At 74.1% G+C, this 22,474-nt stretch carries 17 protein-coding genes, 1 tRNA gene and 1 pseudogene; 9 read left to right on the top strand and 10 right to left on the bottom strand.

The features are described 5' to 3' along the window. The 4 genes from ABT106_RS23235 to ABT106_RS23220 form a co-directional block, all read right to left on the bottom strand. Positions 1-1,976: ABC transporter permease (locus tag ABT106_RS23235; protein ID WP_351280489.1), on the bottom strand; the 1,976-nt coding region annotated here is incomplete at its 3' end. Positions 1,977-1,991: 15 nt separating this feature from the next. Continuing rightward, positions 1,992-3,257 (bottom strand): ABC transporter substrate-binding protein, encoded by a 1,266-nt coding sequence (locus ABT106_RS23230; RefSeq protein WP_351280487.1) that lies wholly within the window; start codon positions 3,255-3,257, stop codon positions 1,992-1,994. Between the two features lie 113 nt (positions 3,258-3,370). Beyond that, positions 3,371-5,194 (bottom strand): AMP-dependent synthetase/ligase, encoded by a 1,824-nt coding sequence (locus ABT106_RS23225; protein ID WP_351280485.1) that lies wholly within the window; start codon positions 5,192-5,194, stop codon positions 3,371-3,373. Between the two features lie 406 nt (positions 5,195-5,600). Then, positions 5,601-6,452 carry a LysR family transcriptional regulator gene (locus tag ABT106_RS23220; RefSeq protein ID WP_351280483.1) on the bottom strand — a complete coding sequence of 284 codons (852 nt, stop codon included), beginning with the start codon at positions 6,450-6,452 and terminating at the stop codon, positions 5,601-5,603. A gap of 126 nt (positions 6,453-6,578) precedes the next feature. On the opposite strand from ABT106_RS23220, the gene ABT106_RS23215 reads away from it, so the two are divergent. Together ABT106_RS23215 and ABT106_RS23210 are read left to right on the top strand one after the other, a co-directional pair. After that, positions 6,579-7,613: a bile acid:sodium symporter family protein gene (locus ABT106_RS23215; RefSeq protein WP_351280480.1), complete on the top strand. Its 1,035-nt coding sequence runs from the start codon at positions 6,579-6,581 to the stop codon at positions 7,611-7,613. 9 nt (positions 7,614-7,622) lie between these two features. Beyond that, complete coding sequence (locus tag ABT106_RS23210; RefSeq protein ID WP_351280479.1) at positions 7,623-8,054, top strand: (2Fe-2S) ferredoxin domain-containing protein; 432 nt, start codon at positions 7,623-7,625, stop codon at positions 8,052-8,054. A gap of 29 nt (positions 8,055-8,083) precedes the next feature. Here the strand turns inward: ABT106_RS23210 and fdhD are convergent, their stop codons facing one another. Continuing rightward, complete coding sequence (gene fdhD / locus ABT106_RS23205; RefSeq protein WP_351280477.1) at positions 8,084-8,914, bottom strand: formate dehydrogenase accessory sulfurtransferase FdhD; 831 nt, start codon at positions 8,912-8,914, stop codon at positions 8,084-8,086. Between the two features lie 204 nt (positions 8,915-9,118). Here fdhD and ABT106_RS23200 point away from each other — a divergent pair, with 204 nt between their 5' ends. After that, positions 9,119-10,060: a beta-ketoacyl-ACP synthase III gene (locus ABT106_RS23200; RefSeq protein ID WP_351280475.1), complete on the top strand. Its 942-nt coding sequence runs from the start codon at positions 9,119-9,121 to the stop codon at positions 10,058-10,060. 228 nt (positions 10,061-10,288) lie between these two features. Beyond that, a tRNA-Leu gene (locus ABT106_RS23195) sits at positions 10,289-10,373 on the top strand. Positions 10,374-10,464: 91 nt separating this feature from the next. Here ABT106_RS23195 and ABT106_RS23190 read toward each other — a convergent pair. Continuing rightward, a complete protein-coding gene (locus tag ABT106_RS23190; protein ID WP_351280471.1) occupies positions 10,465-11,919 on the bottom strand; it encodes a helix-turn-helix domain-containing protein in 1,455 nt (484 codons plus the stop codon). Further along, a complete protein-coding gene (locus tag ABT106_RS23185) occupies positions 11,916-12,446 on the bottom strand; it encodes an RNA polymerase sigma factor (RefSeq protein ID WP_351280468.1) in 531 nt (176 codons plus the stop codon). The genes ABT106_RS23190 and ABT106_RS23185 overlap by 4 nt, the downstream gene beginning before the upstream one ends. Positions 12,447-12,750: 304 nt before the next feature. Between ABT106_RS23185 and ABT106_RS23180 the strand changes: the two genes are divergently transcribed. The 3 genes and pseudogenes from ABT106_RS23180 (at position 12,751) to ABT106_RS23170 (ending at position 18,273) form a co-directional block, all read left to right on the top strand. Continuing rightward, complete coding sequence (locus ABT106_RS23180; RefSeq protein ID WP_351280465.1) at positions 12,751-14,799, top strand: hypothetical protein; 2,049 nt, start codon at positions 12,751-12,753, stop codon at positions 14,797-14,799. Positions 14,800-15,033: 234 nt separating this feature from the next. Further along, positions 15,034-16,767: pseudogene (metG, locus tag ABT106_RS23175) on the top strand (methionine--tRNA ligase); the annotation flags it as partial. A gap of 537 nt (positions 16,768-17,304) precedes the next feature. Next, a complete protein-coding gene (locus ABT106_RS23170; protein WP_351280462.1) occupies positions 17,305-18,273 on the top strand; it encodes a helix-turn-helix transcriptional regulator in 969 nt (322 codons plus the stop codon). A gap of 39 nt (positions 18,274-18,312) precedes the next feature. Here ABT106_RS23170 and ABT106_RS23165 read toward each other — a convergent pair whose 3' ends face one another. From ABT106_RS23165 to ABT106_RS23155, 3 genes are all read right to left on the bottom strand, one after another. Continuing rightward, complete coding sequence (locus tag ABT106_RS23165; protein WP_351280459.1) at positions 18,313-18,735, bottom strand: DUF6003 family protein; 423 nt, start codon at positions 18,733-18,735, stop codon at positions 18,313-18,315. Positions 18,736-19,001: 266 nt separating this feature from the next. Then, positions 19,002-19,427 (bottom strand): ATP-binding protein, encoded by a 426-nt coding sequence (locus ABT106_RS23160; RefSeq protein WP_351280456.1) that lies wholly within the window; start codon positions 19,425-19,427, stop codon positions 19,002-19,004. An 85-nt stretch (positions 19,428-19,512) separates the two neighbouring features. Continuing rightward, positions 19,513-19,860 carry an STAS domain-containing protein gene (locus tag ABT106_RS23155; RefSeq protein WP_351280453.1) on the bottom strand — a complete coding sequence of 116 codons (348 nt, stop codon included), beginning with the start codon at positions 19,858-19,860 and terminating at the stop codon, positions 19,513-19,515. 536 nt (positions 19,861-20,396) lie between these two features. Here ABT106_RS23155 and ABT106_RS23150 point away from each other — a divergent pair. Continuing rightward, on the top strand, positions 20,397-22,037 hold the full coding sequence (locus ABT106_RS23150; protein ID WP_351280450.1) for a PP2C family protein-serine/threonine phosphatase: 1,641 nt from the start codon (positions 20,397-20,399) through the stop codon (positions 22,035-22,037). 194 nt (positions 22,038-22,231) lie between these two features. Next, positions 22,232-22,396 carry a hydrophobic protein gene (locus ABT106_RS23145; RefSeq protein ID WP_267720632.1) on the top strand — a complete coding sequence of 55 codons (165 nt, stop codon included), beginning with the start codon at positions 22,232-22,234 and terminating at the stop codon, positions 22,394-22,396. Positions 22,397-22,474: the final 78 nt, after the last annotated feature.

The raw sequence follows: 22,474 nt of genomic DNA, 5'->3' as shown, positions 1-22,474 counted from the left end.
GCTCGATGCGGTTGTTGATAAGTTCTTGCAGCGCCGGATTCACCTTCTGCCGCGGCTCGGCGGCGGCGCGCGGCGCGCCCGCGTGCCCACCGGACCGGAACCGCGGCGCAGTAGCCGTCGGGATCGTTGGCGAGGGCCAGGCCCGCCAGGCCGAACAGGATCACCGGCAGATGGGCCGACTCCGTCACGTAGTCCGCGAGGAGCCGCGGCGCGACGGCGAACACCAGCCCCGCCACCACCGCGTACTGCGGCCTGCGCACCCCGGCCGCCACCACGACGGCCAGCCACACCAGCCCCGTCATCGCCGTGAAGTCGGTCGCGGTGATCCGGGTGTTGTACGAGGCGTACAGCACGCCCCCGAACCCGGCCAGCCCCGCCGACAGGGTGAACATCAGCAGCTTCGTCCGCAGCACCGAGACCCCCGAGGCCATCGCCGCCGCCGGAGCCGACCGTACGGCGAGCATCGCCCTCCCGGACGGCGAGTTCCGCAGCGCGCTCAGCCCCGCCGCGACCGCCGCGACCAGGACGACCAGGGCCACCCCGAGCGCCCGGTCGTCGGACAGGTCGACCGGCCCGAGCACCGGCCGGGGGATCGACCACCCCGCGTCCCCGTTGCGCAGCCACCGCAGCTGGAACAGCACCTGATCGGCGAGGAACGCCAGCGCCAGCGTGGCCAGCGCCAGGGACCGGCCGCCCAGCCGCAGCGCCGGCAGGGCGGCCAGCGCCCCCAGCAGCGCGGCCGCGCAGGTGCCCGCGGCCAGCGCGGCCGCGAACGGCCAGCCGCGGCTCATCAGCAGCCCGGCCACCAGCGCGGCGCCCGTGACGAAGGTGGCCTGGGCCAGGGACACCATCGCGCCGAGCCCGGTCACCACCGTGAAGGACATGAACACCAGGGCGATGGCCAGCCCCTGGGCCAGCAGTCCGCTCCAGAAGGGGGTCGTCACCGTGTAGAACGCCGTGCCCAGCAGTACGGCGCCCGCCGCCCAGCCGCCCCAGCGCCGTACCCAGGACGCTCCGGCCAGATGGTCCACCGGCGGCGCGTCCACGGCGGAGGTCCCCGCCGTCCGGGCCCGCCGGGTGAGCACGAGCAGCCCGCCGAACAGGATGAGGAAGGGCACCGCCGTGCGCAGTCCGGTGACGTCCTCGGCGAAGGAGGCGTATCCGGCGACGAGGTTCTGCAGGACGCCGAGCCCGAGCCCGCCGGCGAACGCGAGCGGCACGGACGCGAACCGCCCGATGACGGCGGCCGTCGCCGACACGAACAGGAACAGCGTGAAGTCGTGCGCCGAGAGCCCCAGCAGCGGCGTCGCCAGGACGCCCGCCAGCCCGGCCAGCCCCGACGCGATCATCCACGCCACCGACGAGAGCCGGTCGGCGCTGATGCCGCGCAGCTCGGTCAGCGACCGGTTGTCGACGGCCGCCCGCAGCCGCAGTCCCAGCCGCGTGTGCCGCATCAGCACCCACAGGGCGACCGCCACCAGCGCCGTCACCACCCAGGTGATCAGCTGGTCGGAGTCGATGCCGACCCCGTCGGCGAGCTGCCAGGAGACCGCGGGGCTGGGCCCCACCCCCGGCAGCCCGAACTGGTTCTCCGCCGGTTCGACGGGCGCGCCCGCGTCCGCGAGCAGCTCCACCGCCCACAGTCCGGCGGCCGGCAGGGCGACCAGCAGTCCGATGGTCGCGACGATCTGCGCGGTCTCGCCGACCCGCGCGAGGCGGCGGAACATCAGCCGGTCCAGTGCCCATCCGAGGCCGGGCGCCAGCACGAACACCACCAGCAGCGCCGCGGGGACGGCCGGCCAGCCCAGCCCGGAGTGCAGTTCGTGGAAGGTGAGCGCGCACAGGTAGGCGGTGGCCCCGTGGGCGAAGTTGAACAGCCCGGACGCCGAGTACGACAGTACGAGCCCGGTGGCCAGCAGCGCGTACAGGGCGCCGGAGACCAGACCGCTCAGCACGAAGACGAGCAGATCTCCCATTCGGCTGCCCGGCCCCTACGAGAAGGGGATGGGTTCGTGGCACTTGAAGGGGACGGACACCCGGTACGCGCCGTCCTTCAGCTGCACGAGCGCCCCGCAGCCGAAGCTGTCCTTCTGCCCCTTGGGCTCCGCCCGGTCGCCGACGAGCGTGCCGGTGTCGGAGAAGCCCTGCGCGGCGGTCTGGAAGGACGCGACGGTCAGGTCCTTGCCCGCTTTCTGCGCGATGGACAGGAACAGGTCGGCCGACATGTAACCGGTCAACATGTGCATGTTCAGGGGCGGCGTGTCCTGCCCGCCCGCCGCCGCCTTGATGTCGGCCTTGAACTGCGCCATCTTCGGATGGTCCGACTCGAAGGGCTCGAACTGGAGCAGTACGTGCACCCCGTCGAGGGCCTGCTTGGTGGCGTCCTTGGCCAGGAGACCGGGGTCGTAGTCGGTGGGGTCGGAGATCAGGCCCTTGTAACCGGCGCGCTTGAGGGCGGTGAACAGCCCGATGTTGTTGGGCGTCTGCATGACGGAGACGACGGCGTCGGGCCCCTTGCCGCCGTTGCTCTGCATGATCTCCTTGACGTACGCGGACCAGTCGCTCGGGACGGCCGTGGCGGGCACGGAGGCCCTGGCGTACGAGACGGTGAACCCGGCGCTGGCGAAGCCCTGCTGGAAGGTGCGGATGCCGAACTTCCCGGCGTCGCTGTCGTTCGCGATGACCGCCACCGACTTGCCCGCGGCCCCGCCGAGCACCTGGCCGATGCCTTCCGGCCAGGTCTGGTTGAGGGTGCCGCCGGGGGAGGGGACCAGGCAGCCGTTGAAGCCGTAGATGTACTTGGGCCCGCAGAAGGAGGGAAGGGTGCCCCAGCCGAAGGTCGGTACCTTCTCCTGCTCCAGGAAGTCGGCGCCGGAGAAGGTCACCGAGCTCATCGGGGAGACCGCGAAGACCTTGTCCTGCTGGACGAGCTTGCGGGCGGCCGCCATGTTCTTCGCCGGGTCCTGGCCGTCGTCCTCCGCCCCGAGGTAGTCGATCTTCCGGCCGTTGACGCCTCCCTCGGCGTTGGCCCTCAGGTACCGGGCCCTGGCCCCGAGATCGGTGTCCTTCTTGCTGTAGCCGCTGGCGGTGGTCATCGACACGATGCCGCCGACCTTGATCGAGTCCGCCGTGACGCCGCGGGACTCGCCGCCGGACGTGCCGGGGGGCGCCGTGTCGGGGGTGGCGGCGGAGTTGCAGGCGCAGACGAGCGCGAGGGCCGCCGCCGCGGCGGCCAGGGTGCGGATCGATCGCAACATCGAGGGTTCCCTCCGGTCGGGATTCCCGCATTCTGTGTGCGACCTGACGGATCGTCAATATCGGTGGACGAAGTGACGTGACGGACCGTCAGATTGCCGCCGGGCCGTGATGTTCACGTCTGGTACAGCGCCGCGACCTCCTTCGCGAACGCCTTCTCGATCGCCCGCCGCTTCAGCTTCAGTGACGGGGTCAGCAGGCCCAGCTCCTCCGTGAACTGCCCGGGCAGCACCCGGAACGTGCGGATCGCCTCCGCCTGCGAGACCAGCGTGTTGGCGGCCACCACCGCCCGGCGGACCTCCGTGGTCAGCTCCGGATCGTGCACCAGCTCCGCCGCCGGACGCTGCGCCAGGCCGCGCATCGACAGCCAGTGCGCGATGCCCTCCGCGTCCAGGGTGAGCAGCGCCGCGATGTACGGCCGGTCGTTGCCCACCAGCACGCACTGCGACACGAGCGGATGCGAACGCACCCGCTCCTCCAGGGCGGTGGGCGAGACGCTCTTGCCGTTGGAGGTCACCAGGATCTCCTTCTTGCGCCCGGTGATGGTGAGGTAGCCGTCCGCGTCCAGCCGCCCCAGGTCCCCGGTCGCCAGCCACCCGCCGCGCAGCACCGCCTCCGTCGCCCGCGGATCGTTGAGGTACCCGGAGAACACGTGGTCGCCGTGCAGCCAGACCTCCCCGTCGTCGGCGATGTGCACCGTGCTGCCCGGGATCGGCGGGCCCACCGTGCCGTACTTCGTCGCCCCCGGCGGATTCGCGGTGGCCGCCGCGCTCGACTCGGTCAGGCCGTACCCCTCGAACACCGTGATCCCGGCGCCGTCGAAGAACAGCCCGAGCCGCCGCGCCATGGCGGACCCGCCCGACATGGCGTACCGCACCCGGCCGCCCATCGCCTCCCGGACCTTCCCGTACACCAGCCTCTCGAACAGCTGGTGCTGCACGCGCAACCCCGCCGACGGCCCCGGCCCGGTCCCGAACGCCTTCGCCTCGCGGGCCTGCGCGTACCGTACGGCCGTCTCCACCGCCCGGTCGAAGGGACCCCGGCGGCCCTCGACCTCCGCCTTGCGGCGGGCCGCCGCGAACACCTTCTCGAACACGTGCGGCACCCCCAGCACGAAGGTCGGCCGGAACGCGGCCAGGTCCGGCAGCAGTTCGGCGGCCGCCAGCACCGGCTGGTGCCCGAGCTTGACCCGCGACCGGACGGCCGCCACCTCGACCATCCGCCCGAAGACGTGGGCCAGCGGCAGGAACAGCAGCGTCGACGGCCGCTCGCCCGGCCCCGCCTGGAACACCGACTCCCAGCGGCTCACCATCGTGTCGGCCTCGTACATGAAATTGGCGTGCGTGAGCACGCACCCCTTGGGCCGGCCCGTGGTCCCGGAGGTGTAGATGACCGTGGCGACGGCGTCGGGCGTCACCGCGCCACGGTGCCGGTGCACGACGTCTTCCGCGACCCCCCGCCCGTCGGCGACGAGCGCCTCCACGGCCCCGGCGTCCAGCTGCCACAGCCGCCGCAGACCGGACAGCCGGTCGATCGCCGAACCCACGGTCATGGCCTGGTCCTCGTTCTCGACGACGCAGGCCACGCAGCCGGAGTCCTCGAGGATCCAGTGCACCTGCTCCGTGGAGGAGGACGGGTAGACGGGAACCGGCTGCGCCCCGATGGCCCACAGCGCGAAGTCGAAGAGCGTCCACTCGTACCGGGTACGGGACATCAGCGCGACCCGGTCCCCGAACCGCACCCCCTGGGCCAGCAGCCCCTTGGCCAGGGCGAGCACCTCGGCCGCCAGCTCGCCGGAGGTCACGTCCCGCCAGACGCCGTCCGTCTTGCGGCCGAGCACCACGCGGTCCGGGTCCTGGTGTGCGTACTGGAAGACGACGTCGGCCAGGCCGCCGACGGGCGGGCCCGTGACGACGGGTGGGACGGTGATCTCGCGCAAGGCCCCGCTCCTCTCCGCACAGCGCGGCGACGCTACCCCACGCCTGGCGGCAGTTGATCAGCCGGCGAACTCCTCCACAAGACCTCCGCAGGGGGCGTGAGGTGCGGGGCGCGGGGGCGCGGGGGCGCGCCGCGGGGGGTGGGGGCGCGGGGGTGAGGGCACGGGGGTGGGGGCGCGGGGTGGGGCGTCCGCCGAGCCGGGCCCTGCCGGGGGCCGGCCGGTTGTGCCGGGGCCGGGGGTGGCGAGGGCCGCCGCGGAGGTTCTCCTCGGCTCGCGCACGTGGCGGGGGCTGCGGGGGTGTGGGGTGGTTGCGCGCTCGAACCGCGGGGACCCTCCGCAGCGTCCCCGCCCCGCGCCGGTGTCCGGGCGTGGTGTGCCGGGCCCTGCCGGGTGTGGTCGGGCGGGGTCAGGCCGGGCGGCTCAGGCGGTCGCCGCCTGACAGCACCGCGGCGGCCAGGGCGTCCGACGCGGGGGTCGGGCGCCGCCCCTGGAGCAGCGCGAACTCCACCGGGCCCAGTTCCGGCAGTCCCCCGACCCGGACCAGGCCCGGCGGGATCAGCCCGCGGGTGTGGGCCATCACGCCGAGCCCGGCCCGGGCCGCCGCGATCAGGCCGCTCAGGCTGCCGCTCGTGCAGGCGATGCGCCACGCGCGCCCGTCCCGCTCCAGTACCTCCAGCGCCCGCGCGCGCGTGATCCCCGGCGGCGGGAAGACGATGAGCGGAACCGGGCGTTCGGGGTCCACCCGCAGGCCCTCCGCCCCGATCCACACCATGCGGTCCCGCCAGACGAGGCGGCCCCGCTCGTCGCCCGGGCCGCGCCGCTTGGCCAGCACCAGGTCGAGCCGGCCCGCGTCCAGCCGCTCGTGCAGCGTTCCCGAGAGCTCCACCGACAGTTCGAGGTCCACCTCGGGGTGTTCGTGCCGGAAGCCCTCCAGGATCTCCGGCAGCCGCGTCAGCACGAAGTCCTCCGACGCCCCGAACCGCAGCCGCCCGCGCAGCCGCGTCCCGGCGAAGAAGGCCGCCGCGCGCTCGTGCGCCTCCAGGATCGTGCGCGCGAAGCCGAGCAGCGCCTCGCCGTCCTCCGTCAGCTCCACGCTGTGGGTGTCCCGGACGAACAGCGGCCGGCCCGTGGCCTCCTCCAGCCGCCGCACGTGCTGGCTGACCGTGGACTGCCGTACGCCGAGCCGCCCGGCGGCCTGGGTGAAGCTCAGGGTCTGGGCCACCGTGAGGAACGTCCGCAGCTGGACGGGGTCGTACATGGCCCCCAGGCTATCGCGCATCGTGATGGCAGTGAGTTCGGTGTACGGGTTTCCCGATGACCGTAGCGCCGCGACCATGGAGGAGGGCACCGGCCCCGCCGCCCCGACAGCGAGTGAGCCCCGCGCATGCGCCGCCCGAAGATTCCCGCCCGGCTGCCCCTGGACCCGTACGTACCGGCCCTGCTCGGCACCGTCGGCCTCGCCGCCCTGCTCCCCGCCCGCGGCGCGGGCGCCACCGTCGCCGACGGGGCCTCCACCGCGGCCGTGGCCCTGCTCTTCTTCCTCTACGGCGCCCGCCTCTCCACCCGAGAGGCGCTCGACGGCCTGCGCCACTGGCGGCTCCACCTCACCGTGCTCGCCTGCACCTTTCTGCTCTTCCCCCTCCTCGGCCTCGCGGCCCGCGGCCTCGTCCCCACCCTCCTGACGCCCCCGCTCTACAGCGGCCTGCTCTTCCTCTGCCTGGTCCCCTCGACCATCCAGTCCTCCATCGCCTTCACTTCCATGGCCCGCGGCAACGTCCCCGCCGCGATCTGCGCCGGCTCCTTCTCCAGCCTCGCCGGCATCCTCCTCACCCCCCTCCTCGCGGCCGCGCTGCTCGCCGGCGGTGCGGGGAGCTTCTCCGCCGACTCCCTCCTCAAGATCGTCCTCCAGCTCCTGCTGCCCTTCGTCCTGGGCCAGGCGTCGCGCCGCCGGGTCGGCGGCTTCCTCACCCGTCACCGGTCCGTGCTCGGCTACGCGGACCGCGGCTCGATCCTGCTCGTCGTCTACGCCGCCTTCAGCGCGGGCGTGGTCGCGGGCGTCTGGAGCCAGGTCAGCGTCCCGCGCCTCGGCGCCCTGATGCTGGTGGAGGCCGCGATCCTGGCCGTCATGCTCCTGAGCACCTGGTACGGCGCCGAGCGCCTCGGCTTCGACCGCGCCGACCGCATCGCCATCCAGTTCGCCGGCTCGAAGAAGAGCCTGGCCGCCGGACTCCCCATGGCCAGCGTGCTGTTCGGGGCCCACGCGAGCCTCGCCGTGCTGCCGCTGATGCTGTTCCACCAGATGCAGCTGATGGTCTGCGCCGTCCTGGCCCGCCGCCGGGCCCGCGAGAGCGAACCCGCGCCCCACCGTGTGGCGGAGGTCTCGCGGGCGCCCCAACACCCCGCCCCCCGGGCCCGGTAACGTGCGGCGGTGACCTGGATACGCCCGATCGCCGCCCGCGCCGAACGACCCTGCACCCTGGTGGTCTGCCGGGGCTGCTGCTGCGGCGACCCCCGCAAGAACCCCGGCTCCGACCACGCCGGCCAACTCGCCCGGCTGCGCGCGGCCGCCGCCGAGTCCGGGGGGCGGCTGGCCGTCCGTACGAGCGAGTGCCTCGGCCCCTGCGCGCAGGCCAACGTCATCGTGGTCCAGCCCACCAGCGAGGCCCGCCGCCGGGGTGCCCGCGCGACCTGGTTCGGCTGGGCCCTGGACGACACCGCGACCGACGAGATCATCGCCTGGGCGCGGTCGGGCGGCCCCGGAACCACCCCGGTCCCGGACACCCTGGACCTCCACCGCATCGACCCGCCGGAGCCCAAACCGGCCGCGAAGCCCTCCCGCCGCTCACGCCGCGGCCGCTGAGGGCGCACGGCGGCGGCCGCGGCGCACGGCTACACCGTGATCCGCTCCTCGCCCGCGTAGATGTTCATGTCCGGCCCCCGCAGGAACCCGACGAGCGTCATCCCCGACTCCAGCGCCAGGTCCACGGCCAGCGAGGACGGCGCCGAGACCGCCGCCAGCACCGGGATGCCCGCCATCACGGCCTTCTGGGCCAGCTCGAACGAGGCCCGGCCCGACACCAGCAGGACCGCGCCCGTCAGCGGCAGCCGCCCGGCCCGGAGCGCCCGCCCGACGATCTTGTCGACCGCGTTGTGCCGGCCCACGTCCTCCCGTACGTCCAGCAGCTCGCCCTCCGCTGTGAACAGCCCCGCCGCGTGCAGCCCGCCCGTACGGTCGAAGACCTTCTGGGCCTCGCGCAGCCGGTCCGGGAGCCGGGCGAGGAGCTGCGCGGACAGCCGTACGGGATCTGCCGCCGCGGCGCCCGGGAACCGGCTCGCGGTCCGGACCGCGTCCAGGCTGGCCTTGCCGCACAGCCCGCAGGAGGAGGTGGTGTAGACGTTCCGCTCCAGCGTGATGTCCGGCACGGGCACGCCGGGCGCCAACTGCACGTTGACGACGTTGTACGTGTTCGTGCCGTCCTCGGCGGCGCCCTCGCAGTAGGTGACGGCCCGCACGTCCGCCGCCGCGCCGAGCGCGCCCTCGCTCACCAGGAAGCCCACCGCCAGGGCGAAATCGTCCCCCGGGGTGCGCATCGTGATCGCCAGGGGCCTGCCGTTCAGCCGGATCTCCAGCGGCTCCTCGGCCACCAGGGTGTCCGGGCGCACCCCGGCCACCCCGTTCCGGATCCGTACGACCCGGCGGCGCTCCGTGACGCGTCCCATGGTGTTCCCCCACCTCGCTCTGATTCCTGCCGCGGCCGACATGGATATTGTCGCCGTTCCGCTTCCCGCGACGCTCCCGGCAGCCAGATCCTCGGGAATCTCCAAATTCCGATGCCCGAATCCTGTCGGATCACGCGCACTCGTACCCATCGGTAGCAGGCGAAGCTGGTGAGTCATGACTGCCAACGAGGGGGGACCCCGCCCATGACCGGTTCACGCGTGGTGGCGCTAGGGCACTATCAGCCCGCGAGAGTGCTCACCAACGAGGACCTCTCGGCCATGGTCGACACCACCGACGAGTGGATCCGGTCCCGGGCCGGGATCAAGACCCGCCACATCGCGGGCCCGGAGGAACCGGTGGACGAGCTGGCCTTCCAGGCCGCGGGCAAGGCACTCGCCGGTGCCGGCCTGACCCCGGACGACATCGACCTCGTCCTGGTCGCCACCTCCACCGCGATCGACCGCTCGCCCAACATGGCGGCGCGCGTCGCCGCCAAGCTGGGCATGCGCGGCAACCCGGCCGTGATGGACCTCAACGTCGTCTGCTCGGGCTTCACCCACGCCCTGGCCACCGCCGACCACGCGATCCGGGCCGGCTCGGCCACCCGCGCGCTGGTCATCGGCGCCGACAAGATGACCGAGATCACCGACTGGACCGACCGCACCACCTGCGTCCTCACCGGCGACGGCGCGGGGGCGGCCGTCGTCGAGGCCTGCGAGGAGCCGGGCATCGGCCCGGTGCTGTGGGGCTCCGTACCCGAGATGGGCAACGCGGTCCGCATCGAGGGCTCGCCGCCGGTCTTCGCCCAGGAGGGCCAGTCGGTCTACCGCTGGACCACCAGCCAGCTCCCGCCGCTGGCCCGCAAGGTCTGCGAGAAGGCGGGGGTCGCCCCCGAGGACCTGGCCGCCGTCGTCCTCCACCAGGCGAACCTGCGGATCATCGAACCCCTCGCCGCCAAGATCGGCGCGGTGAACGCGGTCATCGCCCGCGACGTCGTCGACTCCGGCAACACGTCGGCGGCCAGCATCCCGATGGCCCTGTCCAAGCTGGTGCAGCGCGGCGAGATCCCCTCCGGGGCCCCCGTCCTGCTCTTCGGCTTCGGCGGGAACCTCTCCTACGCCGGCCAGGTCATCAGCTGCCCGTGACGTCCACCGCGCCCCCGTCCTCCCCGTCCGCGGGCGGGCCGGGGGCGCGGTGCGTTCCGCGCCCCGCACCACGGCGGCGAGACGATCCGTCTCGCCGGGTCGATCGGTGCATGCCCGCAGGTCAGCACGGCGTGGCGGACGATCACGGCGCGGATAAGTGGTCGGCCCCCCGGCGATCCTTTGCTATGGTTGTCCATGTCGCCGCGGGAAACCGGGGCCGACCACCTGGTCCGGGTGGCGGAATGGCAGACGCGCTAGCTTGAGGTGCTAGTGCCCTTTATCGGGCGTGGGGGTTCAAGTCCCCCCTCGGACACAAAGACGAAAACCCCACTCCGGTGGGGTTTTTCGCGTTTCCGGTACGGGCTGCGGGGTGCGGGCTGCGGTGACGGCGTTCCCGGTACGGGTCAGGCCCACGGGACCACCAGGCCACTCGTGGTCGTACGGGCGCCCGCCGCTACCGGGACGAAGACGTGGGGGAGGGACAGCCGGGACCGGTCCGCCGCGTCCGGGGCGTCCGGCGGGATCGCCCCCGACAGGAGCAGCGCGAGGAGGACCGGGACCGCCGTGCGGGGCGGTGTCCCGGCGGCCGGGCGCGGCCGGTGGGCGTGGGCCGCCGGCAGCGGGAGCGCGAGGCTCCCGGCGGCGTCGCCGGCCGCGCCGGGGACCGCCGGGCAGACGCACCCGGGGGCGTACTCCCTGAGGTCGAGGACGGGGGCGCCCGGGGCCGACGGGTCCAGGGCGGTGAACAGGGTCCCGCTGTCGGTGGCCGACCGGGGCGCGAGCCGGTCCGGGCGGTGCAGGGTCACGGGGCCGGCGCGGCGGTCGTGGCCGAGCGGGGTCAGCGGGCGCGTGCCGACCGCGCCGGCGTGCGCGGGCCCCCGCGCGTACACCCCCGCGTCCGGCCGCTCCGCGTACCCCTCCTCGCACAGCATCGCGAGGAGCGGGCGCAGGGCCGCCGCGCCCAGGCCCGACTCCCGCTCCAGCTGGGCGGGCCGCACCCCCAGGGGGTGCCGCTCCAGGACGCGTACGACGGCCAGCGCGCGGCGCGCCTGCGCCAGGGCCTCGCCGGTCCCGGCCCGGACCACGCTCCCGAGGACGGCCGCCGTCAGCGCCGGGTGGCGCAGCGGGCCGGTGGACAGCCGCGGCGCCGCCACCCTCGCGGGAACCGGGGCCGGCGGGTGGAACGCGGCCAGTACCGCGGTCAGCCCGGGCCTCGGCAGCGGCACCGGGCCCAGGTCGGGATCGTCGAGCTGGTCGACGTAGCGCAGTACGGCGGCCTGCGCGCACAGCCGCACCTCGCGCGGGTCCCGGCGGCCCCCGGGGCGGTAGCCCCGGCGGCCCAGTTCGCGCGCCCAGAACCGGGCGTCGTCGTGCTCGCCGCGCCGGGAGTGGTCCAGGAAGAGGCAGTACGCGGCCGCGGAGGTACGCGCGCTCCCGGACCCGGCGGCGAACTGCCACCAGAACCCGGCCCCTTCGCGCAGCCCGGCGAGGTACAGCAGGCAGCCGAAGACGACGGCGCCGGGCAGGTCGGCGTGGCCGCCGGTGACGAAGGAGGCGAGCTGCGCCTCGGCCTTCGGCGCGCAGACGGCCGCCAGGCAGACGGCCCTGAGGTCGCGGCGGGCCCGTTCCGCGTCGAGCGGGCGGTCCCGCGCGGGGTCGCTCCACCCGTGGGCCGGCCGGCGCCGCACGCGGTGCCCGGGGACGGGCGCGTGCGGGGTGGCGCGCAGCAGGCGGGCCTCGGCGGCGCCGAGGTCGTAGTGCGGGTAGCGCTCGCGCACTCCCGCCCGGGCGAGGAACTCGGCCAGGGAGCGCGGGGCCGCGTGGTCCTCGCGGAACCCGTGCGCCTCGTGGGGCCTCATGACTCGGCGGACGTGTCGAGCAGGCGGGCGAGCCGCCGGTGGGCCTGGCCGAGGTGCGAGCTGACGGTCGCCTCGTCGACGCCCATCACCGCGGCGGCCTCGCCGGGGGTGCACTGGAGGCCGTACCGCAGGAGGACGGCGTCGCGCTGCCGCTCGACGAGCCGGGAGACGGCGGAGTAGAAGCGGATGGTGTCGGTCAGCACCTCGTACCGGTCCGCGCGGGCCTCCTTGAGGGCCGCTTCGAAGGCGCTGGTGTCCATCGGCTCCGGCCGCCGCCGCCAGGGGGCGCGGCGGTGCAGGTGGTCGACGATGCAGCCCTTGAGAACGGTCCAGGCGTACGCGTCGAGCCGGTCCATGTGCAGCATCCGGAGCCACTCGGCCATGATCGAGTCGAAGGCGGCGTCCACCGCCTCCTCCGCACCCGCGTCCGAGCCCAGGTGCAGGTACGCGAAGCGCATGTACGCGGGCCGCCGGTTGGTGTGGAAGGCCCAGTACGACAGGCGTGCCGTCGGATCCCACTGGCTCATGGGAGTCGGCCGCCGGTGCCGGCTCGGCAGTCCCACGCTCCCACCGGACTCCTCCGGCCCGCCATCGCTCACCGCTCCACCTCATCCCCTGTGCGGTCCAGGAAACAGCGCGGGCGCACGCGGAGGGCGCAGAAGAGAAACATGGAAATATTACGTTCGGTGATGACCGAGTCGTGATCGATGTCGACCGAGCAAGGTTCTGGCCAGCGCATATGCATATGCCGTCCGCGGGTGACGGGCGAGGGGCGGGCGCAGGGCGGCGCACCGCGTGTGACCATCGCAAGATTCACTCGTTTGTCGGAGGGTGAGCACATCGCAGCGATTCGGCTCCACCGCCGTCGAGCAGGCCGAGGCGGTCCTCGTCGAGCAGTACCCCCAACTGGTACGGCTCGCCTACCTCACCCTCCCCGAGTGCCTCCCGCGCCACACCCGCGTGCTGCTGGCGCACAAGGCGGTGCAGCACGCGCTGCCCCGGGGACCGGGGGGCCCGTCCACGGGGCCGGGCGCCGCGGGCGGGCCGGGCGGGCCGGGCGGGCCGGCAGACCCCGGCGGCGGCCCCGGCGGTCCCGCCCGCCCCGGCGGTCCCGGCCCCCTGGGGTCCCTTGGGTCCCTGGGGGGTCCCGACAGTCCCGGCGGGCCGCTCTCCGAGATACGGGTACGGGTGCTGCGCGCCGCCCTCGCCCCGGCCGGCCGGGTCCGCTCCGCCCTGGCCAGGGCCGGCTGGCCGCCCGTTCCCCCGTTCGTGTGGGGGCTGCGGCTCTGGCCCCCGGCCGGCGGGATCGACGAGGCGGCCGGAGTACTGGCGGGCGCGCCGGGACCGGTCCGTGCCGCCTTCGTCCTCCACCGCATGGACGGGCTCCCCGAGGAGGCCGCGCTCCGGCTCCTGGGGGCCGCGGGCGCGGACGACCCGGCCGACGCGGTGCGCGAGGCCCTCGCGCTGCCCGTCGCTGCCCCGCTCCTGGCGACCCTGCGCACCCCGGAGTTCGACGCCAGCGTCGTCAGCGCCCGCCCCACCGACCTGCTCCGGCGCCGCCGCCGGGTACGGGCCGGGTGGGCCGCCGCGGCCGTGGTCGCGCTGGTCACCGGGGTGCTGGTGGCCGACGCGTCGCCACCGCGCCCCGAGGCCACGCCCGCCGCCGGGCCGGTGGCCGCCCGGGCGCTCGACCCCGACCGGCTGCTCCGGGTCCCGGTCGAGGTCTGGGCCGACACCGCCCGGGTGGACTTCACCGCCTGGCCGGCCCGCGGCGGGCGCACCGCCGACCGGGCGCTGCTGGCGCGGGCGCTGGGCACCTGGGCCGCCCGGCCGGGCGGGGTCCCGGTCACCGCCGCCCCCGGGACCGCGACCGACCCGCCCACCCGGCCCCCGCAACTGCTGTACGCGGGTGACAGCGAGGGCCGGGCGGTGGTGCTGCTGCTCGACGGGGACCGCGTGGTCCGCTACGCCGAAGCGGCCGCCGGGACCCGCGGGCGGGAGCTGGCCTTCGCCCGTACCGACGAGGCCGGGGTCACCACCGCGGCCGCGCTGGCCCTGGTGCGCACCTCCGCCGACGGCCCGGCCCGCTACCTGCTCGCCCCGTGGATCGAGCGGGCCGCCACCCGCGACCTGCTCCGCACCGGGGACGGGGGCACGCCGCTGGCCGTCGGCTCCGACGGGGTCACGGCTCCGGCGGCGGTGCCCCGTACGGCCGGGGGCTGCGGATCCTGGCCCGTACTCGAACTCACCTCCTCCGCACGCATCGTCGAGAAGCACTCCTTCGTCCTCGCCGACCTGGGCGCGCTCTCCCCGGTGCACCTCACCTACACACCGCTGCCCGACGGCCCCGGCGCCGTAGCGGCCCGGCAGCCGCGCGAGGCCACCGGTCCGGCCGCACGGGCCGCGTGGGCGCCGAGCGCGTGCCGGCTGCGGGAACTGGGCGGCGGCTCCGTCCGCGCCGTCAACGTCTGGGACTTCGCCGGCTCCGAGCTCCCCGACGGCGGCGGCCGCGCGGTGTGGTCCTGCACCCGCGCCTCCGGCTGGGCCGGCCCCGGCGACGTGCTCGTCCAGCTCCGCCCGACGGCAGGGCCGCCGCAGGACGTGGTGCGGGCCCGGTCCACGGCGGCCTGCGGGCGCTTCGGACAGCACCTGCTCGCCGGCACCCGGTGGCGCTCGCCCGCCGGCCGCTGGTACGTGGTGGCCGCGGGGAGCCGCGAGGTCGCCGGCATCACCGCGGCCGGCGCGGTCCGGGCGGAGGCCGGCGGCCGGACCCTGGCCGTGCCCGCCGGCCCGGAGGGAGCCGCGTTCTCCCTCACGGGCCGCCTCACGAGCGGAGCCCGGATCACCGCGCTCGACGGCGCGTCCGGGGGCCGTGAGTAGGTTCCCCGGCGGCCGCGACCGGGCTCCGTGGCCGCCGCGAGCGGGCTCCGCCGCGGTCGGGGGCGTCGCCGTCCGGCTGTAGCATGGGCGCGATTGCGAGGGCCGTGACGGAGAGGTCACTGCCCTCGCTTTTGCGTTGTGCCCACCCCGAACAAATGCGGCGCGTGGCCTTCCGGCCGTTCGATACGATGAACAGCGTTCACCGTCCGTGACGTCACGGCGTACCGCACCGAGGAAATGGAGCATCCGAGGATGGCTCGACACCTGATCACCAGCGCGCTTCCCTACATCAACGGGATCAAGCACCTGGGCAACATGGTCGGGTCGATGCTTCCGGCGGACGTGTACTCCCGGTACCTCCGCCAGCGCGGCCACGACGTCCTGTACATCTGCGCCACCGACGAGCACGGCACGCCCGCCGAGCTCGCCGCGAAGGAAGCCGGCGTCTCCGTCGCCGAGTTCTGTGCGCAGGCCCACGACGCCCAGAAGGCGGTCTACGACGGCTTCGAGCTGTCCTTCGACTACTTCGGCCGCAGCTCCTCGCAGCAGAACGCCGAGATCACGCAGCACTTCGCGCGTCAGCTCCAGGCGAACGGATTCATCGAGGAGCGCGCGATCCGGCAGGTGTACTCGCCCGCCGACGGCCGTTTCCTGCCGGACCGCTACGTCGAGGGCACCTGCCCGCACTGCGGCTACGACAAGGCCCGCGGCGACCAGTGCGAGAACTGCACCCGCGTCCTGGACCCCACGGACCTGATCGAGCCCCGCTCGGCGATCTCCGGCTCCACCGAGCTGGAAGTCCGCGAGACCACGCACCTCTTCCTCCTCCAGTCCAAGCTCCAGGTCGAGGTCGAGGCATGGGTGGCGGAGCACGAGGAGGAGTGGCCGCAGCTGGCGTCCTCCATCGCCCGCAAGTGGCTGACCGAGGGCCTGCACGACCGCGCCATCACCCGCGACCTCGACTGGGGCGTCCCGGTCCCGGCCGACACGTGGCCCGAACTGGCCGCCGACGGCAAGGTCTTCTACGTCTGGTTCGACGCCCCGATCGAGTACATCGCCTCCACCAAGGAGTGGGCGGACGCCGACCCGGCGAACCGTGACTGGAAGTCCTGGTGGTACGAGGCCGAGGACGTCCGCTACACCCAGTTCATGGCCAAGGACAACGTCCCCTTCCACACCGTGATGTTCCCGGCCACCGAGCTGGGCACCCGCGAGCCGTGGAAGAAGGTCGACTACGTCAAGGCATTCAACTGGCTGACGTTCTACGGCGGAAAGTTCTCCACCTCGCAGAAGCGCGGCGTCTTCACCGACCACGCGCTGGAGATCCTCCCGGCCGACTACTGGCGCTACTTCCTCATCGCCAACGCGCCCGAGTCCGACGACTCGTCCTTCACGTGGGAGCACTTCACCGCCACGGTCAACAAGGACCTCGCCGACACCCTCGGCAACTTCGTCAACCGCGTCCTGTCCTTCTCCCGCAAGCGCTTCGGCGACGACGTCCCCGCGGGCAACGCGGCCGGTGAGGCCGAGACGAAGCTGGGCGGCCAGATCGCCGAGCTGCTGGCCGAGTACGAGGGCCACATGGAGACGCTCCAGTACCGCAAGGCCGCGGCCGCGCTGCGCGCCCTGTGGTCGGCCGGAAACTCCTACCTGGAGGAGAAGGCCCCCTGGCTGGAGATCAAGACCGACCCGGAGGGCGCGGCGCTGACCCTGCGCACCGCGATGAACCTCATCCACCTCTACGCGGTGGTCTCCGAGCCGTTCATCCCGGCCTCGTCGCGCGCCATGCGCTCCGCGTTCGCGCTCGCCGACGACACCGCGGCCTGGGTGACCCCGGAGCAGGCCCGGTCCCTGGACGCGGTCCCCGCCGGGACGCCGTTCACCGTACCGCCGGTGCTCTTCGCGAAGATCACCGAAGAGGACCTGGAGTCGTACCGGGAGCGCTTCGGCGGCTCCCCGGACGCCTGAGGCCCCACCCGGCGAGCCCGTGAGGGGCGCCGCCCCGGGAGTTCCCGGGGCTGCGCCCCTCCGGCGTACCCGGGCCCGGTGACGGATGTCCGGCAGGTCGATCCGCTCGATCGTGGGGACGCCGGCCTCGCGCGGCGGGGAGACGACCAGGTCGTGCGCCTCCTGGACCCGTTCGGCGGGGTAGCCGGGGGAGGCGACGGACGGGATCGCCGCCGGCCGCTCCAGATCGGCCCGCAGCCCGGCCATCAGGGCGTCGGCCCGGCCCGCCAGGCTGTCGCGGCTGTCCGGTTCCATCCGCCGTTCCTGTGGTCCGTGGTCGACGGGTCTGTGTCCGGTGTTCCCTCCGATCATGGGGTGGGGAGGGGGAGCGCGGCGTGACGGGCTGCGCCGGGTGAGTGAACCGGTACGAAACGGGCATACGCCGGAGGGCGGGCCGGGGGCGGCGCGGAGGGTGGCGGTACCGGCCACCCGGCTTTCAGGCGGGCGCCGCCCGGCGCTCTTCGCAGGTGACCGGGGTCCGACCCTAGGATTGAGGGCATGAACCAGACAGGCCCCAAGGCAGAGCTCGGAGACTTCCTGCGGTCCCGCCGTGGGCGGATCCGCCCCGAGGACGCGGGCCTGCGCTCTTTCGGGGGCCGGCGGCGGGTGCCGGGACTGCGCCGGGAGGAGCTGGCCCAGCTCGCCGGCGTGAGCGTGGACTACTACACCCGTTTCGAGCAGGGGCGCGCCGAGAACATCTCGGACACGGTGCTCGGCGCCGTCGCCTCCGCGCTCCGCCTGGACGCGGCGGAGACGGCGCACCTGACCCGCCTGGTCCGGACCGCGGGGCGCCGCGGCGGCCGGGAGGGCGCTGCCGCGGAGAACGGGCCGGAGGAGCCGCAGGAGGTGCGGGCCGGGCTGCGCAGGCTGCTGGAGGCGATGCCCGAGACCCCCGCCTTCGTCGTCGGCCGCCGCACCGACATCCTCGCCTGGAACCCGCTGTTCGCCACGCTCGTCAAGGACTTCGGCGCGCTGCCGCCCGACCGCCGGAACAAAGCCTGGCTGGTCTTCCTGGACCCCGAGGTGCGCGGCCGGTTCGTGAACTGGGAGCGCAAGGCGCGCGACCTCGTCGCCTACCTCCGGTTCGACCTCGGACGACACCCGCACGACCCGCGGTTCGCGGCGCTCATCGCGGAACTGGGCGAGCGCAGCCCGGAGTTCACCCGGCTCTGGGAGGAGCAGGAGGTCCGGGAGGCGACGCACGGCGGCTACCACCTGCGCCACCCGCTGGTCGGCGAGTTCACCCTCGCCTACGAGAGCCTGAACCTTCCGGACGACCCCGACCAGAGCCTGATCACCTACACGGCGGAGGCCGGTTCGCCCTCCGAAGCGGCCCTGCGCATCCTCGCGCGCGCGGCGGCCGCCGCGACGGACACGGCCTCCGGGCCCGCGGCGTCCGCCGTGTCGGGTGGGCCGGCCGGGTCCGGCGGGCAGCACCCGTCCGCGCGCAGCGACAGCCGTACGTAGGCGCGCTCCCGCCCCGCGCGGAGCCGGGCGGGGCCGCGGTCACATGGTGAGGCGGCCGATGTCCTGGGGGTCCAGGCCGGTCAGCTGGACGATCCGCGGCGCGGGGACGCCGGCGGTCAGGGCGCGGTGTACGAGGCCCTCCCAGTCCTGGGTCGTGTCGCGGAACTGGAGGAGCTCCGTCTCCACGTCCGTCACGGACTGGGGCGCGCATTCCTGCTGCACCCGAAGCGCCTCCTCCTCGCTCAGGGGCAGCGGCAGGCGCTCGGCGTCGCTCGGGACGAACGCCTCCGCTCCGGCGGGGAGGATCCTGACCTGTTCGGAGGATGCCGAGACGCCGTGCGCCTGGAGCCAGCCGTGGACCGCCGGCGAGGTGGCGCATTCCAGTGTGCCGACGGAGGCGAAGGCGGCCCCCAGTCGTGGATGCCGGTCAGGAAGGAGGAACAGGTATGCGTCATCGGCCATCGCGAAAGCCTTCCCTATCAGCCGTCAGAGGGGCTGATGCTAGCGCCCGGCGGTGGGGTCGAACGCCACCGCTCCGCCCGGGTGTCGTGCCCGGTGCGCAGTCCGTCTACCCCCGGACGAGTCGGCTTACCTCATCGATGGGGTGGCGAAAAACTGTGTCTGTCGGGGTAGATAATAAGTGGTAATGTAATTAGTTTTTCTTACGCAGTGCAGGGAGGACGCAGCCCGCGCCATCAGGATCGCCCCGGGCGCCGGTGGTGGACGGATCAGGTCAGGCGCAGGGTGGTGCCGATGGTCTTCCCGCCGGGGTGGCCGCTGATGTCGACGCGTTCGGTGAGCCGCTGGATGAGCGGCCATCCGTAGCCGCCCGGGTGGTCCACGCTGCCGGTACGGGGGACGGGCGCTCGGGGGCTGGCGTCGCTGACGGACAGGATGAGGGCGTCGTCCGCGATCTCGGTGTGGAAGGCGGTGATGCCGCCGCCGTGGCGGATCGCGTTGGTGACGAGCTCCGACGTGACCAGCAGGGCGTCCGCGGCGGTGACGCTGTCGAGGCTGATGCCCGCTCGGCGCAGCAGTTCGCACACTCTGGCGCGCGCCGCGGCGGCGCTCGCAGGCGTGGCGTCGTCAGCGCGGGCGCTGTCCCCGCGGCGGGTGGATCCGCGGGTGTCGTCGGCTGCTGTGGGCGGGTTCATACGGTCATCGCCTGCCCAGGGTCCCGCGGGTCCATGCCACCGCAAGCACGTCCGGTGGGACAGCCGGTCACCATGCCGGAGCCGGTCAGCATGTCGTCGCGTCCTCCAGGCTGTCCGCCATGTGGAACGCGGTTCCGGTTCCGGTGACGTCGAACAGCCGACGGACGGCCACCTGGAGCGGGCCGGCCAGGACCAGTGCGGTCCCCGCGGCGCGATGGGCCTTGTGGGCATCGAGCAGGGCGTGAAGGACGGAGGAGTCCGCGAAGCGCGTGCGGGACAGGTCGACCACCGTACGCGCGGCCCCGGCCGCCGCCGCTTCGGCGAGGAGCCCCGCGATGAGGGGAGCGCTGTCCTGGTCGAGTTCGCCCCGCAGGCGGACGACGGTCATGCCTTCGTGGGTGGTCGAGGTGACCACCGGTTCGTCTCCGATCACCTCGACATCTTCCTACATCGCGGAACGGGGACCACCCGGAGGGGTGTTTCCCGGCGGGGAACCACGGTTCCCGGGAGCCGGGCGCGCCGACGGACCGCCCGCGTCAACGCGGCGGCAGCCGCAGCCGGGTGACGTTGCCCACAGGGTGACGCGCCACGCGGTCCGTCGCCGGTCCGCGGCCGGTCCGTCGCCGGTACGGGCGCCGGTCCCGCCCGTCTCCGGCGCCCGTACCGCAGCCGCGCCCGCGTCGCCGTCGGGTGGACGCGAGGCGGTCCGCCGGGCCCGGTCCGGCGGCCGGAGAGGCCGACTCGCCGACGCCGGCCGGGGCTTGGCCGAACGCCCGCTCGTGCCGCCGGAGGGGAGGGGCTGCGCGGCCGGTGTTGCGTGCGGTGGGGACGGCGCCGAACGGGGGCCTGGTTGCCAGGGGAAAGGCGGATGGGGGATGGTTGCCGTAGGGCAAGGGTTTTTCCTTCGAGGCGATGAGGTGAGGGGTTCGCACAGCGGGCCTTCGACGTTTGGTGAATTCCACCCGGGCCATGTCCACTCCCACCGCGGTGGGCACCCCGTGGAGCGAGGCCCCGTACCCCGTGCTCGTGGCGGACGCCCGGGCCGTCCTGGTGTGCGCCAACGAGGCGGCGGGCCTGCTCTTCCCGGGCCTGCGCCCGGGCTCGGAACTCGCTGACGCGGTACCCGCCTGGCTGTCCTCGGCGCACGCGCACTGGCTCCGCGTCCTCCCCGGACAGCGGCCGGGAGCCGTACGGGACCGGATGGTGCAGGGACTGGTAGGCGACCGTACGTACGAGGCGCATCCGACGGCCCGCGACGACGGAACGGTGGTGTGGTGGCTGGTCGACGACACCGACCACCGGCTGGCCCGCGAAGCCCTGCGGATGGAGCGGGAACGCACCGCCTTCCTGACCCGGGCGTCCAACCTGCTGCTCTCCTCCCTGAACCTGGACCGGTGCATGGACGTCACGGCACAGATGGCGGCTGAGCACCTCGCCGACGCGGCGCTGGTGATCGCCCCCTCGCGCGGCCACGAGCTGCCGGTGGTGACCTGCCTGCGCGGCGGAACGCCGTCGCTGTCCCGCGTGGCCGTCGACCCCGAGGAGGTACCGGGGCTGGGGGAAGCGCTCCAGGGCTTCCCGCCCGTTCCCTCCCGCTGGATCGACCCCGCCGCCGCCCCGGCCTGGCTGATCCCGGAGGGCTTCGGCCCGGTGACGTCGATCGTCATCACCCCCCTGCCCGGTCACGGCGTACCCGCGGGCGCCCTGGTCCTCCTGCGCGGCGGCGACGGGGCCGCGTTCACCGAGGGCGAGGAGGTCTTCGCCCGGCTGTTCGCCGCCCGCGCCGGGGCCGCGATGTCGGCGGCCCGCCTCTACGCCGAGCAGGCGTCCATCACCGACACCCTCATGCGCGAGCTGCTGCCCCCGGCGCTGCACCAGGTCTCCGGCGTGGAGTACGCGGGCGGCTACCGGCCCTCGCAGGACCACGAACGGGTCGGCGGGGACTTCTACGACGTCCACCCCGCCTCCGCGGAGGGCGAAGCCTCGCTCGTCGTGCTCGGGGACGTCTGCGGCAAGGGCCTGGAAGCCGCCGTGATGACGGGGAAGATCCGCAACACGCTGCACGCCCTGCTGCCGTTGGCCGACGACCACCAGCGGATGCTGAGTCTGCTCAACACCTCGCTCCTGAACTCCCGGAACGCCCGCTTCGCGACCATGGTGCTCGCCTCCGCGGCGCGCGACGGGAACGCCGTGAAGCTGAGGCTGACCAGCGCCGGCCACCCCGCCCCGCTCGTCCTCCGCTCGGACGGCCGTGTCGAGGAGGCCCGGACGCAGGGCACCCTGGTCGGCGCGCTCCCCGACATCACCACCGAGACGGCGCTGGTGACGCTCGCTCCCGGCGACGCCTGCGTCCTCTACACGGACGGGATCAGCGAGGCGCGCGGCGGCCCGATGGGCGGAGCGATGTTCGGCGAGGAACGCCTGCGCCGCGCCCTGTCGGAGTGCGCGGGCATGCCCGCCGAAGCGGTGGTGGAGCGGGTGCAGATGCTGGCCTCCCACTGGGTGGGCGCCGGCCGCCACGACGACATGGCCGTCGTCGTGATCTCCGCCCCGCGCACCCACCACCTCAGTGCCGTGGACGGCCACACCCGGGGCCGGTTCACCGCGTGAGGGTACGGAACACCCCTGCCGCCAGTACCCCCGGCCCGTCCCCTGGTCCGTTCCGCCTGACGTCGGCCCCGGCGCCGGTCCCGCCCTGGCTGGGAGGCGCCCTCTCATGCCCGGCTCCGGGGATAAGAAACAAATAAGATCGAATGCATGGGTGGGGTGCGGCCGGGCACACGGTGCCTCGGAGGTTGATAACTATGGTTCCCCTGCTTCTCGTTCTTCTGCTGGTACTGATCCTCTTCGGCGCGGGCTTCGCGGTGAAGATTCTCTGGTGGGTCGCCATCGCGGTCCTGATCCTGTGGCTCATCGGCTTCGTCGCCCGCCCCAAGAGCGGTGGCGGCGGCCGCTGGTACCGCTGGTAGCCGTATGACGACACCGCGGTTCTGACACCGTGTGGCGGTGGGCCTGTCTTCCCCTCCGAAAGGGGGAGACAGGCCCAC

Origin of the sequence: Streptomyces sp. NPDC002044, from assembly GCF_040296725.1 — a bacterium.
Classification (GTDB): Bacteria; Actinomycetota; Actinomycetes; order Streptomycetales; family Streptomycetaceae; genus Streptomyces; species Streptomyces antarcticus.
This window is presented reverse-complemented; position numbering and strand designations above follow the sequence as displayed.